At 41.9% G+C, this 24330-nt stretch carries 28 protein-coding genes; 11 read left to right on the forward strand and 17 right to left on the reverse strand.

Annotated elements, in window-relative coordinates; translation table 11 throughout:
* The first annotated feature begins 489 nt into the window (after positions 1 to 489).
* Entirely contained in the window at positions 490 to 2073 is a 1584-nt protein-coding gene (locus HWQ36_RS26450; protein WP_292708401.1) for a glycosyltransferase family 39 protein, read from the forward strand.
* 390 nt (positions 2074 to 2463) lie between these two features.
* Here the strand turns inward: HWQ36_RS26450 and HWQ36_RS26455 are convergent, their stop codons facing one another.
* The gene (locus HWQ36_RS26455) at positions 2464 to 2682 is read right to left on the reverse strand and encodes a hypothetical protein (protein ID WP_292708403.1); all 219 of its coding nucleotides are present in this window, start codon (positions 2680 to 2682) and stop codon (positions 2464 to 2466) included.
* A 79-nt stretch (positions 2683 to 2761) separates the two neighbouring features.
* Between HWQ36_RS26455 and HWQ36_RS26460 the strand changes: the two genes are divergently transcribed.
* Positions 2762 to 3523, forward strand: a complete 762-nt coding sequence (locus HWQ36_RS26460) for an NlpC/P60 family protein (protein ID WP_292708405.1) — start codon at positions 2762 to 2764, stop codon at positions 3521 to 3523.
* On the opposite strand, the gene HWQ36_RS26465 is transcribed toward HWQ36_RS26460, so the two are convergent.
* On the reverse strand, positions 3520 to 3834 hold the full coding sequence (locus tag HWQ36_RS26465; RefSeq protein WP_292708407.1) for a hypothetical protein: 315 nt from the start codon (positions 3832 to 3834) through the stop codon (positions 3520 to 3522). The genes HWQ36_RS26460 and HWQ36_RS26465 overlap by 4 nt on opposite strands.
* A 45-nt stretch (positions 3835 to 3879) precedes the next feature.
* Positions 3880 to 4080 (reverse strand): hypothetical protein, encoded by a 201-nt coding sequence (locus HWQ36_RS26470; RefSeq protein WP_292708409.1) that lies wholly within the window; start codon positions 4078 to 4080, stop codon positions 3880 to 3882.
* Positions 4081 to 4182: 102 nt separating this feature from the next.
* Between HWQ36_RS26470 and HWQ36_RS26475 the strand changes: the two genes are divergently transcribed.
* Entirely contained in the window at positions 4183 to 4383 is a 201-nt protein-coding gene (locus HWQ36_RS26475; RefSeq protein ID WP_292708411.1) for a hypothetical protein, read from the forward strand.
* Here the strand turns inward: HWQ36_RS26475 and HWQ36_RS26480 are convergent.
* The gene (locus HWQ36_RS26480; protein ID WP_292708413.1) at positions 4360 to 5049 is read right to left on the reverse strand and encodes a phage tail protein; all 690 of its coding nucleotides are present in this window, start codon (positions 5047 to 5049) and stop codon (positions 4360 to 4362) included. The genes HWQ36_RS26475 and HWQ36_RS26480 overlap by 24 nt on opposite strands.
* A gap of 336 nt (positions 5050 to 5385) precedes the next feature.
* On the opposite strand from HWQ36_RS26480, the gene HWQ36_RS26485 reads away from it, so the two are divergent.
* Positions 5386 to 5844 carry a hypothetical protein gene (locus tag HWQ36_RS26485; protein ID WP_292708415.1) on the forward strand — a complete coding sequence of 153 codons (459 nt, stop codon included), beginning with the start codon at positions 5386 to 5388 and terminating at the stop codon, positions 5842 to 5844.
* Positions 5845 to 5925: 81 nt separating this feature from the next.
* Here the strand turns inward: HWQ36_RS26485 and HWQ36_RS26490 are convergent, their stop codons facing one another.
* Complete coding sequence (locus HWQ36_RS26490) at positions 5926 to 10527, reverse strand: tape measure protein (protein WP_292708417.1); 4602 nt, start codon at positions 10525 to 10527, stop codon at positions 5926 to 5928.
* A gap of 36 nt (positions 10528 to 10563) precedes the next feature.
* Here HWQ36_RS26490 and HWQ36_RS26495 point away from each other — a divergent pair, with 36 nt between their 5' ends.
* Positions 10564 to 10941: a DUF6464 family protein gene (locus tag HWQ36_RS26495; protein WP_292708418.1), complete on the forward strand. Its 378-nt coding sequence runs from the start codon at positions 10564 to 10566 to the stop codon at positions 10939 to 10941.
* Positions 10942 to 10945: 4 nt separating this feature from the next.
* A complete protein-coding gene (locus HWQ36_RS26500; RefSeq protein ID WP_292708420.1) occupies positions 10946 to 11260 on the forward strand; it encodes a hypothetical protein in 315 nt (104 codons plus the stop codon).
* 100 nt (positions 11261 to 11360) lie between these two features.
* On the opposite strand, the gene HWQ36_RS26505 is transcribed toward HWQ36_RS26500, so the two are convergent.
* The 8 genes from HWQ36_RS26505 to HWQ36_RS26540 form a co-directional block, all read right to left on the reverse strand.
* Entirely contained in the window at positions 11361 to 11624 is a 264-nt protein-coding gene (locus HWQ36_RS26505; RefSeq protein WP_292708422.1) for a hypothetical protein, read from the reverse strand.
* A gap of 8 nt (positions 11625 to 11632) precedes the next feature.
* Positions 11633 to 12415 (reverse strand): hypothetical protein, encoded by a 783-nt coding sequence (locus HWQ36_RS26510; RefSeq protein WP_292708424.1) that lies wholly within the window; start codon positions 12413 to 12415, stop codon positions 11633 to 11635.
* 234 nt (positions 12416 to 12649) lie between these two features.
* Complete coding sequence (locus HWQ36_RS26515; protein ID WP_292708426.1) at positions 12650 to 12940, reverse strand: hypothetical protein; 291 nt, start codon at positions 12938 to 12940, stop codon at positions 12650 to 12652.
* Positions 12941 to 13005: 65 nt separating this feature from the next.
* On the reverse strand, positions 13006 to 13593 hold the full coding sequence (locus HWQ36_RS26520) for a hypothetical protein (RefSeq protein ID WP_292708428.1): 588 nt from the start codon (positions 13591 to 13593) through the stop codon (positions 13006 to 13008).
* Between the two features lie 3 nt (positions 13594 to 13596).
* Complete coding sequence (locus tag HWQ36_RS26525; protein WP_292708430.1) at positions 13597 to 14310, reverse strand: hypothetical protein; 714 nt, start codon at positions 14308 to 14310, stop codon at positions 13597 to 13599.
* A gap of 43 nt (positions 14311 to 14353) precedes the next feature.
* Entirely contained in the window at positions 14354 to 15043 is a 690-nt protein-coding gene (locus HWQ36_RS26530) for a LamG-like jellyroll fold domain-containing protein (RefSeq protein WP_292708432.1), read from the reverse strand.
* 17 nt (positions 15044 to 15060) lie between these two features.
* Positions 15061 to 15741, reverse strand: coding sequence for a phage minor tail protein L (locus HWQ36_RS26535; protein WP_292708434.1), 681 nt, complete (start codon positions 15739 to 15741; stop codon positions 15061 to 15063).
* A complete protein-coding gene (locus HWQ36_RS26540) occupies positions 15738 to 16427 on the reverse strand; it encodes a hypothetical protein (RefSeq protein WP_292708436.1) in 690 nt (229 codons plus the stop codon). Before HWQ36_RS26540 ends, HWQ36_RS26535 begins: the two co-directional genes overlap by 4 nt.
* Positions 16428 to 16436: 9 nt before the next feature.
* On the opposite strand from HWQ36_RS26540, the gene HWQ36_RS26545 reads away from it, so the two are divergent.
* Both HWQ36_RS26545 and HWQ36_RS26550 read left to right on the forward strand, forming a co-directional pair.
* Positions 16437 to 17009 carry a hypothetical protein gene (locus HWQ36_RS26545; protein WP_292708438.1) on the forward strand — a complete coding sequence of 191 codons (573 nt, stop codon included), beginning with the start codon at positions 16437 to 16439 and terminating at the stop codon, positions 17007 to 17009.
* Positions 17010 to 17020: 11 nt separating this feature from the next.
* Positions 17021 to 19294 carry a phage tail protein gene (locus tag HWQ36_RS26550; protein WP_292708440.1) on the forward strand — a complete coding sequence of 758 codons (2274 nt, stop codon included), beginning with the start codon at positions 17021 to 17023 and terminating at the stop codon, positions 19292 to 19294.
* Here the strand turns inward: HWQ36_RS26550 and HWQ36_RS26555 are convergent.
* Entirely contained in the window at positions 19271 to 19657 is a 387-nt protein-coding gene (locus HWQ36_RS26555) for a DUF6464 family protein (protein WP_292708442.1), read from the reverse strand. The genes HWQ36_RS26550 and HWQ36_RS26555 overlap by 24 nt on opposite strands.
* The gene (locus tag HWQ36_RS26560; RefSeq protein WP_292708444.1) at positions 19654 to 20355 is read right to left on the reverse strand and encodes a ferritin-like domain-containing protein; all 702 of its coding nucleotides are present in this window, start codon (positions 20353 to 20355) and stop codon (positions 19654 to 19656) included. The genes HWQ36_RS26555 and HWQ36_RS26560 overlap by 4 nt, the downstream gene beginning before the upstream one ends.
* Positions 20356 to 20367: 12 nt before the next feature.
* Here HWQ36_RS26560 and HWQ36_RS26565 point away from each other — a divergent pair, with 12 nt between their 5' ends.
* The 3 genes from HWQ36_RS26565 (at position 20368) to HWQ36_RS26575 (ending at position 22358) form a co-directional block, all read left to right on the forward strand.
* Positions 20368 to 21264 (forward strand): hypothetical protein, encoded by an 897-nt coding sequence (locus tag HWQ36_RS26565; RefSeq protein ID WP_292708446.1) that lies wholly within the window; start codon positions 20368 to 20370, stop codon positions 21262 to 21264.
* A 184-nt stretch (positions 21265 to 21448) separates the two neighbouring features.
* Entirely contained in the window at positions 21449 to 21835 is a 387-nt protein-coding gene (locus HWQ36_RS26570; protein WP_292708448.1) for an FHA domain-containing protein, read from the forward strand.
* Positions 21825 to 22358 carry a hypothetical protein gene (locus HWQ36_RS26575; RefSeq protein ID WP_292708450.1) on the forward strand — a complete coding sequence of 178 codons (534 nt, stop codon included), beginning with the start codon at positions 21825 to 21827 and terminating at the stop codon, positions 22356 to 22358. The genes HWQ36_RS26570 and HWQ36_RS26575 overlap by 11 nt, the downstream gene beginning before the upstream one ends.
* A 78-nt stretch (positions 22359 to 22436) precedes the next feature.
* Here the strand turns inward: HWQ36_RS26575 and HWQ36_RS26580 are convergent, their stop codons facing one another.
* Positions 22437 to 22904, reverse strand: a complete 468-nt coding sequence (locus HWQ36_RS26580; RefSeq protein ID WP_292708452.1) for a metal-binding protein — start codon at positions 22902 to 22904, stop codon at positions 22437 to 22439.
* A gap of 17 nt (positions 22905 to 22921) precedes the next feature.
* Complete coding sequence (locus HWQ36_RS26585) at positions 22922 to 24322, reverse strand: hypothetical protein (RefSeq protein ID WP_292708454.1); 1401 nt, start codon at positions 24320 to 24322, stop codon at positions 22922 to 22924.
* Positions 24323 to 24330: the final 8 nt, after the last annotated feature.

A 24330-nucleotide genomic window follows, 5' to 3' on the forward strand; every position in this document is an offset into this window, starting at 1 on the left:
AAATGTCTTCCCTTTGCAGTTTACTCTACGGGAATCCACTTCTTTAATAAATGCTATGCATAGCTTGCTTTTTTGCAGGAGTAAGTGTCTATGCGTTCTTCTCTGCGAGACGCGGCGCGAATGCAGCTCATTTCCTATTCTCTTATCCCTGTCCTAATGCAACGCAATAGTAAATTGAAAAAAATATAGGATGCCCGTATCCATATTTATCTATTATTTAATTTATACATCAGCCAATATATAACGAATTGTATTTGGTATGATATCTTGTTGCCAAAAGCTGCAAAATTTTTAAATATCATTCTATGGATAGATGATACTTTTAGTTAATACACTTCAAACAACCTCTAACTGGAAAACCATAAATAAAATATTTTTAGCACCTTTTAGAGTAATATGAAAACCAAAATATCTGCCAATAACCTTTTATAGCGATCAGAATAAAATTCTATCCCCGTTCATTCATGCTTTGAGGAGATCGAGAACTACATGAGAAAGCAATTGTCAAAAAACTGGCTTACATCTCAATTTTGGTTACGTTTTTTAATTATAATACTATTAGTAATAGGTGTATTTTTCCGTTTCGTCAATATTGACAAAAAAATCTATTGGGGTGATGAAGTTTTCTCATCATTACGCATATCTGGTTATCTGCAGTCAGAAATGAATGAGCAGTTAAGTAATGGTAGTTTACTTACTATCAAAGATTTGAGTAAATACCAATATCCCAATTCTGAAAGAAACACAATTGATACAATTAAAGGGGTTATTTTAGAAGACTCACAGATTTTGCCGCTATACATTTTGATGACCAGGTTTTGGGTACAACACTTTGGCGATTCTGTAGCAGCAGTCAGAAGTTTTTCGGCATTCACTAGTCTGTTCACTTTTCCTTTTATTTATTTGCTATGTAAAGAATTATTTGGGTCTTCACTAATAGGGTGGATGGCCATAGCCTTGGTAGCCGTTTCACCTGTTCATGTCGTGTATGCACAAGAAGCACGAGCATACAGTTTATGGATAGTAGCCACCTTGATATCGAGCCTAGCACTGCTGCGAGCCATGCGCCTTAAAACAAAGGTTAGTTGGTGCATTTATGCAGCAACGTTGGTATTAGGGTTTTATACTCATCTGTTCTTTACCTTGGTTGCTTTTGCACAGGGAATTTATGTAGTTGTAATCGAACGCTTTCGATTGACTAAAACATCGATTTATTACCTGTTTTCATCTCTTGCAGGGTTTATAACTTTCGCACCTTGGGTTTGGATTATTATTAACAACCCTCAGCCGGCAGCAGTAGCTTGGGCTAATGCTAAACAAACGTTCTTTGGGTCAGTTACAAGGTGGGCTGGTATCTATAGCCGCACGTTTCTTGATTTAGGTATTAGCCCAAGCGATCCCGGAAAACTTAAGCTTGCATTAATTCCATTTATTTTAATTATTTTTGCTATAGTTTTCTACTCAATTTATGTTCTTTGTCGAAGAACCCCTAAAAAAGTTTGGTTATTTGTTTTAACCTTGATTGGATCTGTGGGGCTTCCCTTACTCGTAACGGATTTCGTCTTTCAAAAACGATATGCTACTACTCGATATACCCTTCCCTCAGTTTTAGGTATACAATTAGCTGTTGCTTACTTATTTACTACTAAGTTAACGTCTATTTCTCCTCAAGTTTGGCAAAAAAAGCTCTGGTCAATTGTTGTGTTCATAGTAATTACGGGCGGGGTGATATCTTGTAGTCTCAACTCTCAAGCCCAGATTTGGTGGAATAAATTACCTGAAGGCTACCATGAATTTCCAAAAATAGCTAACATTATTAGTCAAGGTAATCAACCACTTTTAATTAGTGATGATAGCATAATTCCATCAATTCAAGTACTTGGTCATTTAGTTGATCGTAAAGTGCAGTTTCAAATTGTAAAAAAGAATCACTTGCCAGAGATTACTAATGGTTTTACTGACATATTCTTGTTCAATTGCTCTGATTATTTAAAAGCTGGAATTGAAAAAATTTATAGCTCAAAGTTACAGCAGATAAACCCCTTACTCTGGAAACTAACAAAATCCACCTAACAATACCTTCGCCAAATCGAAAAATGTCTCGATTCGTAGGTTAGGTTGAGGCACGAAACCCAACCTACAAAAAATGGCGAAGGTATTGACTTAAACCAAGGATATGATTGCATCTAGGCTTGAAAAGCAGACAGTTCGTAAGTCGGCGCTAAGATTTCAAGCTATGTTAAGAATATTTGAAGATCGCTAGTAGGTTAAAAGTTAACATCAATTAGCCTAATAGGTGGCATAATTAGAGCCAAAATATACTTTAATTGTAAATCTACTTATAAAGTATATACTGATACTGCTGCCGCTTATGTCATCGCCCCTTGAGCGGATATATATCGCTATAAGGCTTTAGTAACAAGGGGTTTTAAGCATTAAAATTAATCTTCCCCTAAATCTGCCCTAAATCAACTCTATGATTTTAGCCGTGATCGCATCATCTAATTTCTGTGCTTCTACAAGCAGGTGCAAAGCTTTCTCATCAGGAAGCGCCTGTAAATCTTTCTGAAGATCCCGCGCACTATGGAGCGCTTTAATCAAAAAAGGAATCTCACTGCCATCTACAAAGCAATATTTCTCCGTGAGAATTTGTAGGCAATTATCACTCAGCAGCCTATCCATAAAATTTATCAGTATTTGTGCTGATAAATTTAACGCAAGGCAGTGGTTTAATGCTGTTTAAATTTGTATATACGTACTAATGATAGGCAGTCAGATTAAACAGCAAATTATGGCCCATTCTCAACAATTACCCAATTTAGAAGTGTGTGGGTTGGTTTGCCAAGATCGCATTTACCCTTGTGCAAATATTGCAGAAAATCCTAAAGATTGCTTTGAAATTTCAACAGATTACTTTGAGGAAGTAAACGCTGTTACCCCAGTGACAGCCATTTATCATAGTCATTGTCTTGATTCTCAACCAGCGATACTTAGTCCTACAGATATAAGTAACAGCAAGGCTTCAAAGCTACCCTATCTCCTATATCACACTGCCTTCGGGCAATGGGACTACTACGATCCCGGTGACATCTACCCCTACTCGCTAACTTCTAACCCCCACTCTTCAAAGTCATTGGAGTATTACTTAGGTTGGCGCTTTGAGTATAACCGTAGCGATTGCTACACTCTATTTCGTAGCTACTATAAAGGGATGCTGGACATTGAATTGCCTGATTTTCCACGCGGTGATATTGAAGAAACTACTTCGCCCGATTGGGATATGTTTAAATCTAACTTTGAAAAAGTAGGGTTTCGGCAACTTGAAGCCTCGGAACCGCTTCAAGCAAATGATGTAATACTGATGTGCATTGCGGGTGATCGCACTCACCACGCCGCGATACTTTTAGATCCCTCAACCGGGAAGGCGTTGCACAATCTCGGAGAAGGGCGACTGAGTGAGATTTTTATGTATGGCGGGTATTGGGTGGAGCGTACCCGCGCTGTGATTCGGTACACTGGTTAAGATATTGGGTCTTCCCGCCCAATTCCTAAGTCTAGTATCTTACCTTTTACTCCTGCTGGCTCAGTTCCACAGTAGTAAAATTTCTTTCTTCGCAGATTTGCTAGGTAATAACCAGCTTTACCACCATTAATTCTAAACAACTCGATAGCTATTTGTTGCCTAGTAATGCCGTACAGAAGTTCAAAGTCATTTAAATCAACAACAAAAGGTAATTTTGAGTAAAATAACTTACCAACTTTTAAAAACCACTTTCCCTCGCGGTACTCAAAAATTCGATAATGGTCTGGCGTGTAAACTGTCGTATCTGTCATAATTAAGAAAGTCCCTAGTTAGACTAGGGACAAAAATTACGCTTACTATTCTGATTCGTCGTCAGAGCGGAGTTCAGGAGGAAGTTCTTCTAGGTAGAAAAGTTCTTCCTCTTTGATATTCTGCTCTACCCATCCGACAATCTCTTCTTGAGCTTCATCTTCGGCTGAATAAGCCGCTTCATAAAGCCGGATATCGTCGGGATCGGTTTCTTTATTTCCGTTCCCGTTTTTGCCTGATTGGGTCAATTTACCTCCTTATGAGGGTGTAGAATTTATTTTGCCCTCATACTTCTATTATATCATGATAATTATCATGATATAATAGCTGGGCAAACAAATATTGAAGTTATGCCCAGAAAAAAGTTAGACCGCCAAAAAGATTACATACAATTTGTTGTGGACGCTGAGGACAAAAAAGCTTTTGATGCTTGGTGTTTGGCTAATGGCAGTACAATGAGTGACGTTATCCGTAAGGAGATAACCCCCTATATTGCCAAAGGTAAGAAACTTTTGAAGGAGGGCGATTCAAGAAAAACCATCGAACTTTAGGGTATTATAATCGGCTGTGAAATACATAATTGCTTTATAACCTTGCACCGGGTTTGTCTGATTAAAGGAAAAGTATTTAGTTTGTGCTGTCGGTGCAAAAGTAAAGTAATTTCCTTTGTCAATGTCCATCATCCAAACACGATTGTTGAATGTGGATAAATTATTGTTCCACTTATTTACTTCAATTGCACCAGTACCCGTGTGACCAGCCTTGGTAGTAAGCCAAAAAGTGAAAAATGAGCCGTAAGACTCAGGCAAGAATTCCAAGATTCTACCTTTGTCTGTGTAAATCCCGTTGCAAATTACTTGGAATGATGGCGATGGTAACTGTTGTTTAAATGTAGCGGTAATCTGCTGATAATTATTTCCTAATCGAATTACTTTCCAGCCCTCACAAGTGTAGGTTTTGCGTGGAATATAAACGCTGTTGTCAGGACTCCAATAAAAAGCCGTAACTCCAGAAAATGTTTCCAATTGCGACAGTTTATCTTGTGCTACAGCAGTCAGCAATGAAGGGCTTTGCACATCCCACTCCTCAATTGCCCCTGTTGTCCCCTCTGCCACTATCTGCTCATAGCCGTCTCCTAACTTTGTTCGGGAGACGGGCACAGTGACACGCTTTGTAGCTGACCAAGTAGGTGCTAATTCAAGAATTGGGGTAGGCATATTTCGGCTCCGCTCAAAGTCAAAAATCAAAAGTAAGAAGTCAAAAGTATTTATGTATATATGGGTAAGTGAGCAACCAAGGCTAGACGAGGTTGTAGGTCATCTAGAGAAAGCAACGAATGAGATTCACTCTCGAAATTAGTCAATAACCCGCAATTTATCATTACCTGCCACATATTATCTATGGCAGGTTTTTTTGTTGCAGTAAATGCGTTTAACTCGGAAAAAGAAAGGTTTACAATTTCCTTACACAAAGTTCAAAGCTATTACTGATGTATAAATTTATATTCTTAATGGAAGTTAGACTTAGATAACTTAAACTACTCATAGACAGCCATGAAAATTTCAAGAATAGCAAGTGTAGTCGTGCTAGCGTTGGCGCAGACCGCCGTAGGCATCGCTCTTGCCGTTTCCCCAGTAATGGCACAGTTCGTCAAGCAACCCAATACAAACCAAATATCTGGGTATTTGGAATTAATAGCGTCGGGGATGCGCGGGTATGGAACAAGTACCTGCTATGGAGGGAGAGGGTATGATGATGTTACGGAAGGAATGAGCGTAATTGTCAAAAACGAAGAGGGCAAAATTATCGCCATAGGAAAAACGGAAGCTGGTATTCGCCCTGAAACCGATTCTAGTGTCCGATGTATTTTTGATTTTAAGATTGACAATGTACCAAAATCCAGTTTTTACACCATTGGAATAGGACGACGTGGCGAAATGACTTTCTCCTATCAGGAAATGGAACAGCGAAAATGGCAGATTACCGCAGTGCTTTCTCAGTCTCGCAAATAATTCGCGTCCTTGAAAGGTTGAATTACTACTGATGGTTACAATTGCTCTTATACATATAAATATATGTGTAGAAGCAAATAGTTATCTATTCAAAGCACCACCGGGGCGCTGCTGTTTTAACAATTCCTCTACCACCACAGCCCGGACTGAACTTTGCAGTCGTGGAACATCTACTGAAGTTTGACTACTGCCTTGAACGGTGACGGGGATATTGATGGTCATGCCTCCGTTGCTATCATTAGAATTATTCAAAGGTTTGCTGTCAACTACCCCGCCATTAGCAAAGTTCAAAACTTTATCAAGGCGTAATTCTTGGAACCTCTTAGCTTGTTCCACTGTCAACACCATCTCGCCGGGTGTTAGCGCCGCCAGTACTGGGTTACGGCCAGATGCAGACCGTTCACGCTGTAAAGCCTCTGTGATCGCTCCCACACTACCCCCACCTGCATAATTTGGCACAATTCCACCTTGGTTAAAGCCCAGTAACCCGCCCAAAAATCCCCCACCTCCACCGCCTCCACCTGGAAGACCACCGCCGCCGCCAAAGATGCCGGAAATCAACTGGTTAACCGCTAGCTGTGCGAGTTGATTGGCGATATTACCAATCAGGTCTTTAAAAGCATCACCAGCGCTTTTTGACCCAGTGATGATGTCAGTAAAAAAACCTCCCAAGGCGTTTTTACTGACATCCATCAAATCCTTGCCAAGGGTTTTAACTTGTCCTGAAATACTTTCTAAATTGATTTTATTTAAAGCCTCAGCATTTGCCTTCATCGTGCCGATTTCTGTTTCTGTGTATTCAGAAGAAGTACCCCGTGCTGCTGCAATCTGCTGTTCTATTTGTAATAGTTCTTGTTTATATCTAATCTGTTCTTGCATCTGAGAAGCTTCACCTTCTAGCGCCGATGCTCGGTATTCATTACCGCCACGGTTGCGAATTAAAGTAGCTTGTCCTTGAAGTAAAGAGGTGCGGCTGCTAACCAAGCCTTGCTCTTTATTAAGTGCTGAGGTTCGGTCAGTAAATTTTGCTGATTCAATTGCTTTATAAGCTTCATCTTGAATCAATGTGAGGTTAGCTTTAGAGTTAGCGGTAGTAGCTGCAATCTGTTTTTCAAGGTCTACAATTTTAGCTTGTAGTTCCTTCACTTGCTCTGAATCTTCTTTTAAACCGCCTTCACCCAATAGATAAACTTTGCGCTTCTTTAGGTTATCTAAGTCATTTTGTAAAGGTATCAATGCCTGTTGTAACTGATACTTATTCTCGCTGGTATCAATATCTAGTTGAATTATTTGTTTAACTTCTTGAGTTTTACCAACTGATTGTTCGGCTTTCAACTTATTAATAAACTCATCATGAGCGCGTGTCAGTTCACCCAAATTACGTTTCTCTACTTCTACTCTTGCTTCTTGTTGGAGTGCGTTAGACTCGTTAAGTTGGTTGGTTTGCAATCCCCATTCATGTATTTGTTTTTCGGAAGCAATCACTACATCCATTTGAGCAATTGCTTTAGTGTAGTCCTTACCTCCCTCTGCACCAAAATCAACAGTCTTACCTTGTTTCTTAGCCTCAGCCGCAATTTGTAGTTTTTTATCCCTGACATCAACTAAGTCTTCGCGTTCTTGAGAAAGCTTGATTAATTTTTCTTCATACTGACTGTCAGCCTGATATCGAGAAAGTCTTTTTTCAACAACTTTTTTCGCTTCATCGTCAGGAGCTTTGGCAATCTCAAGTTGTAATTTAGCTTCACCCTCTTCTGTAATTTGCTTCCGCTTTTGGGCTGCTAATTCCCGTTGTTGTTTTTGGGCTGCATCAGCCTGTTGGGTAGCAAAGTCAATTTCTTCTTTGATTGCTTGATAGTTCTGTTGATTTGCTTTACGCCGCGCCACCAATACGTTGCGTTGATCTTCTTCATTACCACCTGTAGGGGTAAGAGCGCTATTTGGTGCGGTTTGTGATGTGGTTGCCAGTTGAGATGAAGTTGGCTGTGGTGGGCCATACACTGACTGTTGACTGCTGACTGCTGACTGCTGACTCAAAAATAAGTCTCTTTCTGCCCCACGCCGCCGCGTCAACCCTGGAAGTACAACCTTTGTACCCCGTGAATCCTCACCTTTATTCCACCTTTCAAACTCAGCCGCCGCCCCTTCATAGTCACCAGCGTTAAGCTTTTTAAGTAAAGTGCTGTTGGCAAGTGCGTTATCACCAACATTGAAAGCGAATGAAGTCAAAGCATCTAGCTGATTGCTGTTGACTTGAACTTTCAGCATTGCTTGCACTTTTTGACGGGTAGCTTGGATTTCTGCTAACAAGCGTTCATTAGCTTGTTCTACCGTTAACTGCTCATTTCGGGATTTAGCTTTAGTTCCAAAACCCACAGAATACTGAGTTCTGTCCTCGTAGGGTGTGGACTTAAAACCCTCAGCTTGTTTGATAGTTTGCACCAAGGTATTTGTTACTCCAGCTTGCTGAAATATCCCCTCATTCTTTCCACGAACAACATTAGCAGCACGACTAGAAAACCCCCTACCTGTTGGTGTACCTCCACTTAAAGCATTTGTGATTGCTTGCTGTACTGGTTGTACAACTTGGTCAATAGCATTCCATACAGGGTTTTTGTTTCCCGCCACAGCCTTTTTGCCATCACTAAAAACCCCGTCTAGTAAATCCTGAATATACTTCTGCCACTTTTCGGCGGGTAACTCAACGTGTGAGTGTATTGCACCAGGACTACCTACATCACTCTGAGTCCCTAACGCCTGCCCATACTGAACAGAATCACCAGTTTTTACCCTGATGTTTTTCATGTGTAGGGCTTGACCGATGATATTGCCGTTATCATCCAAAATCGCCACAGTTCCGTAAGCTGAAGAAACCCTAGCACGACCTGCTGCGGGTGATGGAACTGGTACGTTTTGGCTACCATTTTGTGAAAGAACAAAGTCTTTTTTGATTAGTGTTCTACTACCAGTTCTGCGAACCTCTTCTAACTTCCCATCAATAGTTTCATAATCGCGTCCCGACTCTCTACCACGTGACGGGTGATGTTTTTCTAACTCTCTATAGCCATGAACATCTTCTGTATGATTTCCGACACTTTCCACTATTTTGTAAGGCGAGCTTTTGATACCTTGATTTGAATTATTTGAATTAAGCGTAGCAAGGCTATCACCCAAAACTTTTACGCCAGTGACTATAGCACCCAAGGGGTTTGCATTTTTACTAGTTGATGAACTTTGGGGCAAAGGCGATGATTCGCTCTGACCAGAAATATCACCCCACAAAAAATTGGCAATAGGATTATCTTGCTTCTTACCTATACCTAATCCCTTCATTGCGTTGCCAAGAGTATCCCGAACAGCGATCGCAGCGTCCTTGACCCCATTGGTAAACCGCACAATGTAACCAACTAAAGATGCGGCGCTCGTAACCACACCCGCTACTTCTCTTCCTAATTGAATCCCACCGCTAACAGCATCTTGAATAGCCCTCGGATTCTCTTTTAAATATTCACCTAATTGCTTTGCTCCAGCGACAAGAGCAGACATTGCACCACGAACTAATTCGTTTAATGCCTTTGATAAATTTTCCGCAATTTCAGGATTCTGTTTAAAGTAATTGGCTAGCTCTTGAGTCTGGTTTTTTAACTCAGCCATCAAGTCTTTATTATTGGTCAAGCCACTAACTAGCTGTCCTAAAAAGTCAGTGGCTATGCTAAATAGTGGTTCAAATGCTTGCCCTAACTGCTTTTGAAACTGATAGAAGGTATCGTTGACATTAGATAATTTTCCTTCTAAAGTAGTCGCTTTATTTTTCATCGCATCGAAGTACGCCCCACCCTGTCCGCTCATGGCGCGGATTGCTTCTTCCAAGTGGCGAAACTCCAACTTTCCATCAGTAGCTAATTGCCGTACTTCTTGCTCACTTGCTCCTAGTTGTTTAGCAAGCTGGGCGCGTAGCTGTACACCACGTCCCGTAAATTGGTCAATATCATCGTTTTGTAACCGCCCTTCAGTTCGGGACTTGGCGTACACCTCCATCAAATCTTTGATACTAGCATTAGCCCCGGCGGCCACATCACCGATACTTTGTAAGTCTTTAAGTATTTGGTCGGGTTTTGCACCTGTAGCTAAATTCTGAATTGCGGCTTGCTGTAAATCCTTAAGTTCATAAGGTGTAGTTGCGGCGAATTTCTCTAATCCAGCAACGAACTTATCAATCTCCTGCTGGTTCCCTTTAAGAAACGTTTTTAACGAAGATTCAAACCCCTGGAAGTCCTTGGTAACATTGAATATTTGCCCAGCGAAACCTTTAGCCGCATCAATCGCCGATCCAATTACATTGGTAACGGAGCTAAAAACCTCTGCACCCGCTCTTTGTAAGCCACCACTAAAAATATTGTCAATCGCTCCCTTCATTGGGGCGATCGCATCTTTGAATTTATCAGCAAACGATCTCCCAGCACTAGCACCAGCCGTTGCACCTTGAGATGGAGCGTTTTGCAATCCCGGTAACTGTGTATTACCTCTTCTAGTACCACCAAAAGCGCGGTTTATCTGCTGCTCAATGTCCCGCGCCACTTGTGTTGCGTAGGCGCGGGTTTGGTTGAGTTGGGCTTGTAGAGCTACTTGATTAGCGGTTAGCTGTAATTCAAGAGTGCCGAGGGAGCTACCGGAAAAGGTCATTAGTGTAATATTGATTACATAGCTAGAGTTCCCTTTATGGAATCAATTAGGCAACGCCGACGAAACCGCCACAGAGTAAAAGCAGTGCAGAAGCGGGTTAAGCGCCCGATCACGCTCGTTCTCAATATTGATGTGACCAAAATAAACGCGATTTTTGCTCAAACAAAAGACGTAATGATGAGGCTAGCTGGAATACAAGAAATAGCAGCCGAAGCACTACAAATATTTGCATTAATTCCACCGAACGTCATTCGAGGAATGATTAGTGTGCAGCAAACAAGGGCTGTGGTTCAAGAAATTGAAGTTGACTACTTGGGCGATCCTTCGTGTAAGTTTAATGCGCGATCGCCTTTTATGCAATGCGCTGTTAATCCCAGTGGCAATTGTGCAAACTGTCAACACTTTGAACTTTAGATATATGGAAATTATAGTTAAACCAACAGGAACAGGAAAAACACATCAACTGATTAAAATGTGTTCCGAACAGGGAGGTTATATAGTTTGTCCAACTATGAGAGATTGTGAAAGGATATTCGCATTCTCAAAAGACATCGGTTGCAAAATCCCATTTCCTATTTCTTGGTATGAGTTTATTAATAATCAATTTCGCGGGAAAGGTGTAGGAAGAGTTTACATTGATGACTTGGATCGCTGCTTACAACAAGGTTCAGCAGTTCCAATAATTGCGGCTACTTATTCGCTGAGTGAGAATTCGGAATCACAATTTCAATAATTTCTAGTTTGATGTTTTTTAGTTTTGGCTCCCGTGTCGGTTTTGTATCCCACACTAGCTTTACTGAAGTTCTGCGATCTCGTCTCACCATGAATCTTGCTCACCTCGCCAATTCTTCTATCTCCACTTCAATATCCGCAAACGCCCCTAATACCCTTGGTGGTATCAATCCTTGTGACCGCAATTCCAAATAAATCTTTGCCGTTTCCTTCGACATTGGTAAATCCTTCCGTTCCTGTGTACTGTCAGGAAACGGTAAAAAATCTTGCATTTTCGCCTCTGACAGCATCGTGCCTATCTTGGCAACAGTGGATGTCATCGCATTGGCGTGCAATTTGTACTGCTTATACAAACTGTTAACCATCTCCCGAATTACCCAGCAAGGGACGCGGTGGAAACTTCGGCGGTGGAAACTGGGGTCTGTGACTCCGAAATATTGGATGGTAAAGTAGGCTTCTCTGTAGAATTCGCGTTCTTTTTGGATGACTTCTTGGTATTCCCGAAGCCTTTGGAGCGCTCCCCCAGCGTTACTTCCTCCGGCTCAAAAGTGATACTGGGTAATTCAGCCCATTCTCTCTCTTCACCCAACGCAAATGAAGCAACTTGTGAGTAAATATTTTCAGGTAGTTTCCTAACAATCTGCCTAATTACCTTGTCCCGTGTGGTATTGGTTAACCAGAATTCTTCAGAAATGGCAATAAGTGAAACGCACTCATCTTTATCTAAAGAACAACGAAAAGAGGTGCGTAGATTATCCACATTTTCCACAATCCACTGTGGAATTAGGCGCGATCGCAATATCATCACCGCGACTTCTTGAGATTGTCTTTCTACCAACATATCGGGCTTTTTAATTCGGCTCAATTCCTGTTGATATTCAATTGCAAAGGCTAGTAATTTATCTACTTCCTCTTCTGTTTTACCCGCATTTCCTTCTAATGTTTTCCGAATTAGCGAAATAGCTTCAATTTTACTAATCTTTTCTTTTTCAACAACTAAATCAGCAATTTCCGCCAATGGTGCAATTTCTTGAAACTGTACATTGCGGATTTTATCAGCCATGTAATCTTTTTCTTCTGGATTCAAACCGCCCATTTTAGGCAGTGGAAATCCAGCCACATTAATAACTTCAGGCACTCCCCAAGGGTTTTGCATAAATTATCTTAATATCATCTAACGGTGAAAGCAAACGGGTGTATGTAGGGTTTTTCCTAATAGTTTCAGCAATTACAATCGAACAGACTTTATCGCCTTTCAAACTATATAAAAGCATAGTTTTTGGCAGTCCCGCCACAAAATAAGCTGCACCACAAGTTAAATACTCAGGGTGCAGTTTACAATTAATGAGTGCTACGGTATGACCGTTTGAATGTAAGTATTTGTGATGCGTCAACTTACTGATGTTGGTGTTTCAGTTTCAACAATATTTCTGATTTCGTTTGTTGTTGCTCTAATACTAGCGGTAGCATCAGCTAATTCGCTTAAAATAGAATCAGGTACGGTTCCTTGAATTTGCTGTTTAAGCTGCTCAATTATTCCTGTTTGTTGAGTAACCTTAGTATCCAGCGCGTCCAGTTTATCTGCAATTTCTTGCTTTTCATTAGCCGCCGTTTGTTTAAGTTCCGCGATCGCAGCAGTTGCATCGCTCACTTCAGTCTGTAACTGTTCTATTGTTGCCATTATCTTACTCTCCAGTTTGTCTAATCGGTCAAGGATTGCTTTAAAAAGCCACTGTAGTATTCCCATTACGCTGAAGGTGGAACACGCAAGTTATTTAAAAAGGAATCAGTATTAATTTGTACAGTTTGCCCATCGGTTGATGCCAATTTGATGGTTTTGGTAGCGTTTGCAGCAGTCCCTACCACACCACCCAGTGTCCCGTCATAAGTATAAAGAGTTACCGCTAATCCAAAAACAGAACCCGCTTTAGCATGAGTAACTTTCAGCGCGTACATGGTTGGTGTTACTGCTGGCGGGTCAAAAGTTAATGTTACTGTCCCTGGTGCAGTAGCGTTATTGTTGAGTGTAATTGTATTATTGTTTGCCTTAGCTGTCACGGTGGTGCTAGCAGCAATCCCCGTACCTGTTACCACATCACCCACTTGGACATTTTGAAACCCGTTATTGATAGTCGTGACTTGATTGCTGCCACTAGTTGTAGTGGAATTAGTAACGGTAAAAGATGGTGGATCGGTAGAGGCTAGATTAACGGGAATAAAGAAACTTTCTTCAGTCGATGTATCAGTTTCTATAACAGTCCCAATTGACAACGCGGTATTTTGGGCATTGGTTGTAACTGATTTAGGGCGTGTAAGTTCTAATGTAATTGTCATATTTTAGAAAATGTTGACGGATGCCGGTGCTGTGTAAATGTAGGTATCGCCTTGTACTTGGGCATTGCACGAAAAGGATCGCTTATCTTGTACCTGCTGTGTAGGCGATGCCGATTCCAGTAATGCTATTCCTTCGTGCGCTTCACCACTGGGAAATAGCAGCGAGAAATAAAATTCACGACCCACGTAAACCTTATCGTAAGCAATTCGCCTCAATATGTTGCCCCCGCGATCGCCGTAAATTAGGTTAAAATTTAGCTGCATCTTCTTAGAATTGCCCGTTGTCACCTTTTCCATTCCTACCCCAGAAAGGTAGTTGGTAGTATCGATATTTTTAATCTCTGGGCTAACTGTGGCATCCGTACATCCAGCTACAAAAACCAATGCTTTGGTAGTTGCCGATACAGCATTACCAACCGAACTAAGCAAGGGTAAAGTTTGCAGTGTGGTAGAACCTGCGGGGGCGGCATTGCTTAGGGTAACTATAGTTCCAGCAAAGTTTAGCTTTACCCCCGCATCCAATAATACAGGGGTTGCGGTGACTGAAATAGATTCTGCGTCAACTGATGCAGCAGCAGAGGTTGTAATTGTGTAAATAGGTACGTTGCGGTTAGTTACAATCACTGCCCCTACTTGCTGTGTAGGCAGTTCACCTATCTGAAAAGTAATACCCAACGTAGTCTCAACTACACTGGCACGGATAATAGTTTGTGGCATAGAGTTCGACACGAGATTCTGCTTTAGTTTTCCCTTCCTCTTTTCACCTATTAGGGAATTGCATTGCTGGAATTACCGAAACATCTCTAGTAACAGCTTTTGTAATTCTGTATTCGTCTATTTTTCCGATAAATCTTTGCAATGAACTAAGTGAGCTTCCACCAATTAACCTTGAACTTCCACTCGATATACTGTAGCCATTGGTAAAGCTCCCAGATAATTCAGAACCATTTATTGAGCAAGAATTAACACCGGACGATCTTGTGAATGCAAAATAATACCAAGTATCCGTCGTTGGAGCAAATGGGAAACTGGAATTATAAGCAGTGTTGTTGATTACTGTTTGGAAAAAAGAACTACTACCGTCATTGTACCAACCAATTCGGAACCCTCCAGAAATAGGGTTCCCTATTTCTAAAATAGGATGAAAATGATTAGTCACGCCAAGAGAAGAAAAATTAATAAAGCATTCAATTGCAAAATCATCTGGCAGTGAAAAGTCGCTTGCAGGATCATCTATAGATAAATAAGAATTGCTTGCACCTGAAAATTGAGCCGATGCAGTGCCGAAGTACTTATCTGAAGTATTTAAAGAAACACCGCCATTATTTGTAATTGCATGACCCTTGATGTCTGTCAATGTATCGAAATGAGATAAAAATATAACATTTGAAAAATAAGGATCTGTTCGGATGCTGCCACCCTTAATTAATAAATTTCCTAAAATAACCATTTGATATCCCTTCAGTATTAACGATAAGTATTCAACCCAGGCGCACCGCCAAAAGGCAGCACCGCATACTGCCCAAACCGACACTGACAAGCCGATAAAGTTTTCGCGCACTGGTCTAGCGCTGGATTTGAGGTTGGTTGATTACCCAAAGTAAACATCCCACCCATCCAACCACACTCAGCACTGCGATATCTCCAACTACACGAACGCAGCAGTGGACGCGCTGGAAGGCTGACACCCTCAACATCAAATGGACTACCTAAGCGAAATTTCACAGCAAGGTAGGTTTCTTCTTGCATTTGGTCTATTACATATATTTGCTGTGGTAACTCTTTGATTGCCGCGTTGACGCTCGGCTGACCATCCAAATATTGCTGCTGCGTGACTCTTCTTAACACCCTAGACCCTTCTAATCGGTAGTTTGGAAGGGTTTTGCATTTGAAAAGAAAATCACTAATTATCCGCCCCACATTGGAAATAGTTAGCCCTGGTGTAGGAATTGGCCCTTGCCCAATCAAATCAAATCCCTCGCTTTCGCAACCAATTGCTAGATAGCCGACCCCTTCAAAAGCTACACCTGTGAAATTGCAAATAAATAAAGTCTCTGTAGGATTGGCGAGGTTCCAGCCCGATATTTCAAATAATTCAATAGGACTATTAGGTGATAGTGTTGCTAAATTAGCGGGTAGTAAGCTCATGAAAATCTATCCAACAAAATAGTATTGTTGCTAATTGATAAATACAGAATGGCTTTATAGCCCTGTGCTGAGTTATAGCGATTGAAGGAGAAATATTTAGTTTGGGCGCTTGGTGCAAAGGTAAAATAATTGTTTGATATTATGTCTGCCATCCAAACACGGTTGCTAAATGTGGATAAATTGTTGTTCCACTTATTTACTTCAATTGCGCGACTACCTACGGTGGCAGTAATTAAAAAAGTAAAAAACTGGTCATAAGAAGGCGGTAAAAACTCTAGTATTCTGCCTCTGTCTGATGAGTAAGCACCGTTGCAAATAATTTTGAATAATGGCCCCATTGGGGATGGGAATCGTCGTACCTGGTTAATAGTGGCGCTGAAACTTCCAACTCCTACACCCAATTGCTGAATCTGCCAATCTGTGCATATATAACATTTACCATCGTCAGTGACACCGCCATCCAAAGACAGGCGAAATGGTGAACCACGGCGCGAACGCAAAAAATCATCAACTTCTTGAAAATTACGGACACTAACGTTAATCTCCCAACTTTCATTAATTGAATTAATGCTGTAGAGCGATCGCAACTCTACCCCAGCTTCACCGTATTTGCTTTTGGCAATGTCGGTTTGGAAAGATTCAGTGTTACCCCAAGTTGGCGTTAAGGGAAGAATGGGATACGACATGAAGAACGAATGATGATTACTATTACTCTATGTGGTGAACTAGCTGATATATTTATAGAAACAATTGATATTGCTGTTAATAGTGTTGCCGAAGCGATCGCGGCGTTACGTGCTAATTTCCCAAGTTTTGCAGCTTATTTATACGAAGCTGCCCATCGGGGTGTGAATTATCAAATAAAAGTTGGGTATCAAGAAATTGATGAAACCCAACTTTGTAATCCAATATCTCAAGAGGTGCGGTCAATTAGAATCATTCCCGTTATCGCCGGTGCTGGCACAGTTGGGAGAATTATCGGTGGTATTGCGCTGCTGGGATTAGGTTTGGCTGGTGTAGGCTTTTTAGGGCTTGGTGCTACACAACTGGCATTACTTGGTGGTGCGATGCTACTCGGTGGGATTTCTTCTCTGTTCGGCAGGGTAAATTCTCCTGCTGACGATGCTAGTAATGGCAAGAAATCACTAGTTTTTGGCAGCCCTTCCACAACCCAGCAAGAAGGGGGAAGAGTCCCGATAGCTTACGGTGTAGTGCTTTGTGGGCTGTATGTGGTCAATGCTAAAGTGGTTTCGTATTTAACCGCTTAATATTTGTACACATGACTAAAAAACGCACTCTCCTTGGAAGCGGTGGCGGCAAAAAACCCAAAAAGCCCAAAGAAGAAGCTGATAGTGGGCACAGTTCGAGCTACGCAACTATGCTGGGTATTGTGTCTGAAGGTGAGATTGAGGGGTTAATTAGCGAGGCCCAGTCAATCTATTTCAATGAAACCCCAGCACAAAATAGCGATGGTAGCCAGAATTTCCAGTCTTTCAGCTATGATTATCGGCTAGGTACGCAAGGGCAAGATAAGCTACCTGGATTTAGTGATGAGATAGCCAGTGAAACCAACGTTGGGGCAGAGGTTAAAAACCAGTTCCCCCTTACCCGTGGAATCGTTAATGCCAACCTCGACCTTATTCGTATCCGTATTGGGATAGTGTTGCAGGAGTATCCCTCAGATGGTGGGGTATTGGGTCTAAGCGTCCAATTTCGCATCTATATAAAGGAAGGGAACGCCGCTTTCGTATTACGGCTTGACCAAACTATCAAAGGTCGGTACTCAACGCTCACAGAATTTGAATATAATTTCCCGGTTAACAATGCGTCGGGTACTATTCAGAATTTCTCAGCCAGGATAGAGCGTGTAACGCCGCAAGATACTGACACGACCCGTTATCAGCGAACATTACAATGGCGGACATTACTAGAAGTCACCGAAACCCAACTTTCCTACCCCAACAGTGCGGTTTTTGGATTTCGCTTTGAAGCCAAACAGTTTGAATCGTTACCCCAAATTGCCGTCAGAATTGCGGGCCGCAAGATTAAAATCCCCACCAATGCCACAGTAACTTCTGCACGGGGTTTACAATTTTCAGGCTTGTGGAATGGAACTTTTTATACACCCAGCGTAGCGATCGCTGACCCAGCTTGGATTTTGTACGATTTATTAACCAGCACTCGCTACGGTTTAGGGCGCTACATTAACCAAAGTCAAGTTGACAAATGGTCGCTTTACGAAATCTCACAGTACTGTAACGAATTAGTTCCGAACGGTGAAGGGGGTATGGAGCATCGGTTTCAGTGCCACGCATTCATTGAAAATAAAGACGATGCCTACAAAGTAATCGAAGCCATCCGTTCGATTTTTCGCGGTTTCTCCTATTGGATGAACGGTGCAATCGGATTTATCAGCGATAAGCCGGGGTATCCAGTAGCCCAGTTCACCCAAGCTGACATTGAAAATGGGATGTTTTCGTATTCTCGCACATCACTGCGATCGCGCCACACTTTGGCGATCGTAACTTGGGTTGACCCTGACGACTTCTACCGCCGCACAGTAGAAGTAGTGGAAGACCCTGAAGGAATTGCCAAGTTTGGAGTGCGGGAATTAGAGTTATCTGCTTTTGGTTGCGTTTCTAGAGGACAAGCAAGACGCGCTGGACTAGCTGCACTGCTAACTGAAAGGCTAGAGCAAGAAACTGTAAATTTCCGCGTCCGGGCTTATGGTGCGTATACGAAACCTGGCGACATTATCAGAGTGGCTGACGCAAAACGAGCCGATATTCGCTACGGCGGCTTAATCGCGGCTGCCACAACTACCACGATTACACTTGATAACCCAGTATCCTTAAATGCTGGCGAATCCTACACAATTACGGTGATGCTACCTGATGGCGCGATCGCAGAAAGAGTAATCACAAATACTCCCGGCTCTTACACCACCGTCAATCTAGTTTCTGTCTTGCCCCAAATACCCAATTCAGAAGCAAACTGGATAATTGCTTCTACGAATATACAACCACAATTATTTAGGGTGTTGAACCGAGTACCCGCGCCAGGAAGCGGAGAAATGCTGCACGAAATCACAGCGCTGGAGTACCGAGCAGATAAATTTAATGCCATTGAGCAAGGGTGGCAACTTGCACCACGCCCAGCAAAGAATACTGTCCCTCTGGTGGTAAATGTGCCAAGAAATATCCGGCTAATTGCCAGAACTGTTTTTAGACCATCAGGTGAATACACCTTTACCCTTGATGCAGCGTGGGATTACCCTTTGAATAATGGGGTGCGTGACCAATTTGTAACAGACTACTTTGTGGAGTATCGGCGTGGTGAAAATGGAGACTGGCAGGGGACAAAAACCGTAAGTAGTACTAATACTCAGTATGAAGGTCTACCAACCGGAGAATATTATGTAAGAGTAGCAGCAATTGACATCAACCAAAATAGCTCTCGTTGGGTTGAATCGGCTGCATTGGTACAATCGTCTGTTAACTACAATGCCGCTTTTAGTAGTCGACTAACTTCAGTTTTTGCAACTGACTTTTGAAGAAGGTTCATAATCTTTGCAGCCTTGACATGGGCCACATGGATTTACTGTGCATCGGAGGTAGGATGATCGCGCATTGTTTATGCATGTTAAATCGCCAATTGTTTGTACAGTAGCAGAGTTATCAAGAACAATAGGAGAGTTGTCAAAATCGTCCGTTCCGTAGAGTTCAATCTCTTGGTTTATTTCATCAAAGGTTCTACCCTCATCACGCCAGATTTGCCATCTTTTAAATCCTAAATATATCAGCAAGAAGACAGCCCAAATAAATAAACCCCAAAAACCGATAAAGTAAAAAATTATAAGGGTGACTTGAATACTGAACAGTGCTGTATAAAAATAGATATTATTAAGCTTTTTCACTTGAATCTCCACATATCAACAATCAATCCCAGTGACGCAAGCCACAAGCGATCACGCCATTTTTCAATATCAGCATTGTAGTGGAATAGCAAGCTTTTCAAGTAGTCGGCGTGTTCAACTTCGTCCCGTGCAATAAGAGAAGCGATCACTCTTAATGGTTCAGGAGCGCGTTGGCTGTTTGCTAAAACTTCATAAAATTGTAGGGTTTGCCGTTCCAGAACATACATAAAAGCTAATCTGTCATCCCAGTTGTAGGCAAATGCACTCTTGTTTCCAAATAGTAAGCGCAGTGTGCAATACCGTTTAGATAACCCATCAAAGTTTTCAAAAACCCCTTTTAACCTTTCTCCAGGTAAATTAACGGAATCCCATTCTAAAACTTTCCCCTCAGCTTCATAATCAACATTACGCCGTAATTCCTCACCAGTAGGGCGGACAATACTAATGAATCTGCCACTACCTTCGTGATGAAACCGCTCATTTCCATCAGCCAAAGAAGCCAGCATTTTACCGTGTTTTTCTTCTTCTTTGCTGTGGGATTGCAGTAGTGCAGCTAAATTAAGTTTATTTTCTTGAACGGCCGCAACAGCTAGCTTTTTACAAAAAATACTGACTCCAAACTCAATTTTGGCAAGTAAGCGCAAAAACTTTTGCTCTTGCCGCAAGCCAATACTAATAATAATCTTAGTTAAAAACATACAATTTTTATTATGAGCGTTCCCTATATAGATGGCTCCGGCGCGTTACGCCAACGTAAATCGGCATCTGGAGATGGCACAACTGGCGATCCTGATGTATTTAGCTTTGCCGATCAAGGGACTTACGATCGCTTAGGTGCAATCAGTGATTCGCCCATAAGTACCCCTACAACTTCAGGATCGCTTGCCTCCGTTATCAGGGGGCTTTGGCAGAATATGCTAGGCACTGCATCCGATGCCTCGTCCCCCACTGGTTCGATTCACGCCAAACTGCGATCACTCATTGCTGACACAGTGGGCGCTACCTCTGATGCACTCTCAACCACCGGCTCGCTAATGGCAAGGGTGCGTACTCTGTCTGAAGGGCTTGGTACTGTGTCTGATGCAGCATCTAGTACAGGTTCAATTCATGCCAAACTGCGATCACTTGGCGCATCACAAGACGCGGCGGCAAGTTCCGGCTCGTTGATGGCGATGCTGCGATTTTTAGCTGAATCGAAGTTCCTAGAATCACAAACAGCCAGTGCTGTAACTGTTAGCACATCACTTACCACCGTAATAACCTTTGATTGTCGGGGTAAAAGGACTTTAGGAGTGCAATTACAAAATACTGGTGGACTGATTGCGCTTTCAGCACTACAAGTGCAAGCACGTTTTAATAGCTCTTTAAGTATTTGGAATACTATTGCTTCAACTAATGCCGATTTCACCACTAATAATGGTAAAACCGCAAATAACACCAGCGCTGAAATAATTAATAGTGCTGTGAGTGGCGGAACAATCCCTACCCTTCCTGCGAATGGTACGGCTTATTTTCGGATGCACTGTGAAGGGATGGAATCGGTTCGGATTCAAGCACAAGTAGCGATGTCATCTACTACTGTGCTGGCTCATGGAATTATGGAGTGAAGTACTTACGCTTCCCTTACGGGTAGGTGTGAGCCTTCTTGTTGAAAAAGGTAAATACTTAAAAACCAAGGTTAGCCTTGGTTTTTGCTCTCTGTGGTATTGCTCATGCCCCAGTGCCGAGCAAGGAATACTATGAGAGTGGCGTGTGGCCGCCATGTCGATTTTAGCGTAGGCATGGAAGAGAGTGAATTTTCAGCTGTTAGTTTACCTGTCCGAAGATAATAAAAAATCTCATGAATTAAACAACAGTTATGTTTTAGGCAGAGATTCCAGTTGCGAAATCCGCATACTTAGCAACATCTTATCAAGGGAGCATTGCACCTTGATTTTGATGCCTAAAGCTAAACACGATTTGCATCCCTATTACCTCCTTAGAGACGGAGTTTTTGCTGGCAACCCAAGCAGAAATGGCACTTGGGTAAATGGCGATCGCATTACTGAAATAACTAAACTTAAGCATCAAGATATTATTACTTTTGGACGAGATTATCCCAAAGCAGTCTTTTGGGAATCAGAATCAGAAGCTGAACAATATAAAAATGAAACTTTCCCCTCAGACTATGAATATTAGTGATAGCCAGAAACGGAATTTATTGATAATATCTTTTGCGCTGGTGTTAGCATGGTTAATTTATACTTTCGTTAACCACAAAGATAATTTTTGGAACTTAACAGGACTTGTTCTAGGATTAATAGGACTTTTTTTTAATATTGAAGATAAGCGCAACGCCAAAATAACCAAAGCTTTTGATGATATTTCGCTTGCTGTCCGGGAAATGAAAGCAGAATTAAAAACCGAAATGCAAGGCCGTGACTCAGGACACGACCATAGACTAACTGAACTAACCACAAAAGTAGCATTTGTGGAACACAAACTAGAATTGCATTCTGAGCAGTTCGGACATCCAAAAATGGTAGAAGAACTTTTTGATTTTCAAGGGATATGCAACAACAAGATTAGCGATTTGAACGCCAATGTTGCCCTACTGACGCAGCAGGGAAGGATAGCTCATCAATTGGATATCGTGAAGTCTGATAATGAAAAGCTGACCGAGCTAGTGCAAAGCTTGATGGCAGCACAACCAGACTCTTAAGTACGGGATATTGGGGTTTTGCAGGGGTAGAAATTGATACGACACGTTAAGGGATTCGCTGTAATCTTTGTTGTGTCCTTATTTTTTAAAGTTTGTGCTTGTTATATCCATTAGCAGATGAGTCAATCCACTAAGTTCAATCCCTATTAATGCCAAGAAAATTGATGAATAATTTTTTGCTATCCAGTGCAATAGGGATGCGTGAACGCCGGATAGCACTACTGGGATGAAGCACAGCAAGAATAGATACCCAACTCGTAGTATTGTGCCAATAATTGGGGCATGAGACAGAGGATTCCGGTTGAAAAATCTACCCCGGTGCGGGATAAGTTTTTGATACGGTTTCCAAATCCAACGCAGAAATCCCCAGCGATAAAAAGGCTTTGATTTTAAATCCAAATCTGGCGAGAGATACATTCCTCCAAGCAGATATGAAATTGTTAAAATGCCAGTTACCACCCAGTTAGTGGTTGTGTAATAAGTAAGTCCCCCAGCTAAAGGGGACGAGATTAAAATTGAGCGATCATGCCACTTCCCCGATGCCATTAAGTTACTCCCGATAGTTAATTAATCTTAAACTTGGAAGCTAATCCTCTGTGATTAGCTTCTTTGATGATTTTAGAGATTGCTTTTTTTAATTCGGCAAGGCGATTAAGATCACCCAGTTCTTGAACAATAAAATCATCAAGCGATTCATGTTTGGATCGCTCCAATTTATCTATCATTGCGAGTGTGGCTGTGCGCTGTCTTAATTCTTGGCTACCACCATTATTGGATTTGTTATTATCTCGATCAATAGCTGAGTAATTGGGCAGTTGTGGTAGTGCGTACCACTTGGAATGTCCTCCCCAGTACACGGCGCGATTTACTGGTGATTCTTTGGTTAGTACCTCTAGCAAGTCTCTGCTAATGTTCTCTAGGTTTGCCGATTTTGACCATTGCTTGATTACACCCATATCATTTGCCCCAATAAGCGCAATCCACTTCATTTGACTTGAGGAGGTTAAATTTAACCCCATTGCGGTTACGTAGGGTGTCTGAGTAATTAACCAAGCATTTTCTTCAGCCGCACCGCCCAAAGACGAGATGTGCAAAATCAAAGTACCGATGCGGGTGTTTTTAGTTTTTTTACAAGCGTCCCCAATCACCATTCCCTCATCTACCACAAGTAGGGATTCTTCTTGCTGATTTGCCCATTCAATATATTCATCTAATACTTCGTCAAGCCAGTTGCATATCTCCTCTGGAGATTTGTTTTTGCAGGTTTTACGGCGTATTACGTCTACCACGCCTTCTAGATACCTGTACTCACCCTCTTCGTTTTTAGGGTCGATGTAAAAAATCTTGCGGTTACGATTATCCGCCTTAATTGTACGTAATGCGTTGGATACTAGTATCCCTTTACCACTGCCACCAACACCCAAGATTATGCAATTTTGTACTGGAGAGGCAATCGCCCTAACTATGTCAAATACATTGCTTGTTTCGTGAACGGATGACTCGGTGACTGATGACTGTTGACGGTTGACGGTTGACGGTTGACTGATGACTGTTGGCGATGAACCCTCAACCCTCGACTTTTCTTCCAAATAATCTAAGGCTGCATTTGAAAGTGAATAGCCTTGTTTTTTTGCAAAATTTAATTCTGTTTGTATTCCGTCCTTCCCCGCTTGCTGGTAGTAGGCGCAGAAATCATCGCCATCTAGCACATGAGCCACGCAACCATATTCCCTAATTGCTGCTTGATTTCGCTGCACTTCCCGCGCTTGCTGCCAAGCACTGAAAATAGACCACATAGCGATCACTATTCCGGTAATTGGGGAAGTTGCAGAAGCAGCGACGGCGGCGACTATCACGCCTAGTGCAATCTTCCACTGAATATTATTTTCCGTGGTTTGTTTAAAAGCGATCGCGCTCCATTCTTCGGGGGATCTCTGGTTTTTTTGTATATCAAATCTCGACATTTCTATTG

This window comes from Nostoc sp. NMS2 (genome assembly GCF_017115105.1).
Taxonomy (GTDB): Bacteria; Cyanobacteriota; Cyanobacteriia; order Cyanobacteriales; family Nostocaceae; genus Nostoc.

Coding starts and splice junctions, on each gene's coding strand:
- HWQ36_RS26450 (WP_292708401.1), top strand. CDS start 490: ATGAGAAAGCAATTGTCAAAAAACTGGCTTACATCTCAATTTTGGTTA.
- HWQ36_RS26455 (WP_292708403.1), bottom strand. CDS start 2,682: ATGGATAGGCTGCTGAGTGATAATTGCCTACAAATTCTCACGGAGAAA.
- HWQ36_RS26460 (WP_292708405.1), top strand. CDS start 2,762: ATGATAGGCAGTCAGATTAAACAGCAAATTATGGCCCATTCTCAACAA.
- HWQ36_RS26465 (WP_292708407.1), bottom strand. CDS start 3,834: ATGACAGATACGACAGTTTACACGCCAGACCATTATCGAATTTTTGAG.
- HWQ36_RS26475 (WP_292708411.1), top strand. CDS start 4,183: ATGCCCAGAAAAAAGTTAGACCGCCAAAAAGATTACATACAATTTGTT.
- HWQ36_RS26480 (WP_292708413.1), bottom strand. CDS start 5,049: ATGCCTACCCCAATTCTTGAATTAGCACCTACTTGGTCAGCTACAAAG.
- HWQ36_RS26485 (WP_292708415.1), top strand. CDS start 5,386: ATGAAAATTTCAAGAATAGCAAGTGTAGTCGTGCTAGCGTTGGCGCAG.
- HWQ36_RS26490 (WP_292708417.1), bottom strand. CDS start 10,527: ATGACCTTTTCCGGTAGCTCCCTCGGCACTCTTGAATTACAGCTAACC.
- HWQ36_RS26495 (WP_292708418.1), top strand. CDS start 10,564: ATGGAATCAATTAGGCAACGCCGACGAAACCGCCACAGAGTAAAAGCA.
- HWQ36_RS26500 (WP_292708420.1), top strand. CDS start 10,946: ATGGAAATTATAGTTAAACCAACAGGAACAGGAAAAACACATCAACTG.
- HWQ36_RS26505 (WP_292708422.1), bottom strand. CDS start 11,624: ATGGTTAACAGTTTGTATAAGCAGTACAAATTGCACGCCAATGCGATG.
- HWQ36_RS26510 (WP_292708424.1), bottom strand. CDS start 12,415: ATGCAAAACCCTTGGGGAGTGCCTGAAGTTATTAATGTGGCTGGATTT.
- HWQ36_RS26515 (WP_292708426.1), bottom strand. CDS start 12,940: ATGGCAACAATAGAACAGTTACAGACTGAAGTGAGCGATGCAACTGCT.
- HWQ36_RS26520 (WP_292708428.1), bottom strand. CDS start 13,593: ATGACAATTACATTAGAACTTACACGCCCTAAATCAGTTACAACCAAT.
- HWQ36_RS26525 (WP_292708430.1), bottom strand. CDS start 14,310: ATGCCACAAACTATTATCCGTGCCAGTGTAGTTGAGACTACGTTGGGT.
- HWQ36_RS26530 (WP_292708432.1), bottom strand. CDS start 15,043: ATGGTTATTTTAGGAAATTTATTAATTAAGGGTGGCAGCATCCGAACA.
- HWQ36_RS26535 (WP_292708434.1), bottom strand. CDS start 15,741: ATGAGCTTACTACCCGCTAATTTAGCAACACTATCACCTAATAGTCCT.
- HWQ36_RS26540 (WP_292708436.1), bottom strand. CDS start 16,427: ATGTCGTATCCCATTCTTCCCTTAACGCCAACTTGGGGTAACACTGAA.
- HWQ36_RS26545 (WP_292708438.1), top strand. CDS start 16,437: ATGATGATTACTATTACTCTATGTGGTGAACTAGCTGATATATTTATA.
- HWQ36_RS26550 (WP_292708440.1), top strand. CDS start 17,021: ATGACTAAAAAACGCACTCTCCTTGGAAGCGGTGGCGGCAAAAAACCC.
- HWQ36_RS26560 (WP_292708444.1), bottom strand. CDS start 20,355: ATGTTTTTAACTAAGATTATTATTAGTATTGGCTTGCGGCAAGAGCAA.
- HWQ36_RS26565 (WP_292708446.1), top strand. CDS start 20,368: ATGAGCGTTCCCTATATAGATGGCTCCGGCGCGTTACGCCAACGTAAA.
- HWQ36_RS26575 (WP_292708450.1), top strand. CDS start 21,825: ATGAATATTAGTGATAGCCAGAAACGGAATTTATTGATAATATCTTTT.
- HWQ36_RS26580 (WP_292708452.1), bottom strand. CDS start 22,904: ATGGCATCGGGGAAGTGGCATGATCGCTCAATTTTAATCTCGTCCCCT.
- HWQ36_RS26585 (WP_292708454.1), bottom strand. CDS start 24,322: ATGTCGAGATTTGATATACAAAAAAACCAGAGATCCCCCGAAGAATGG.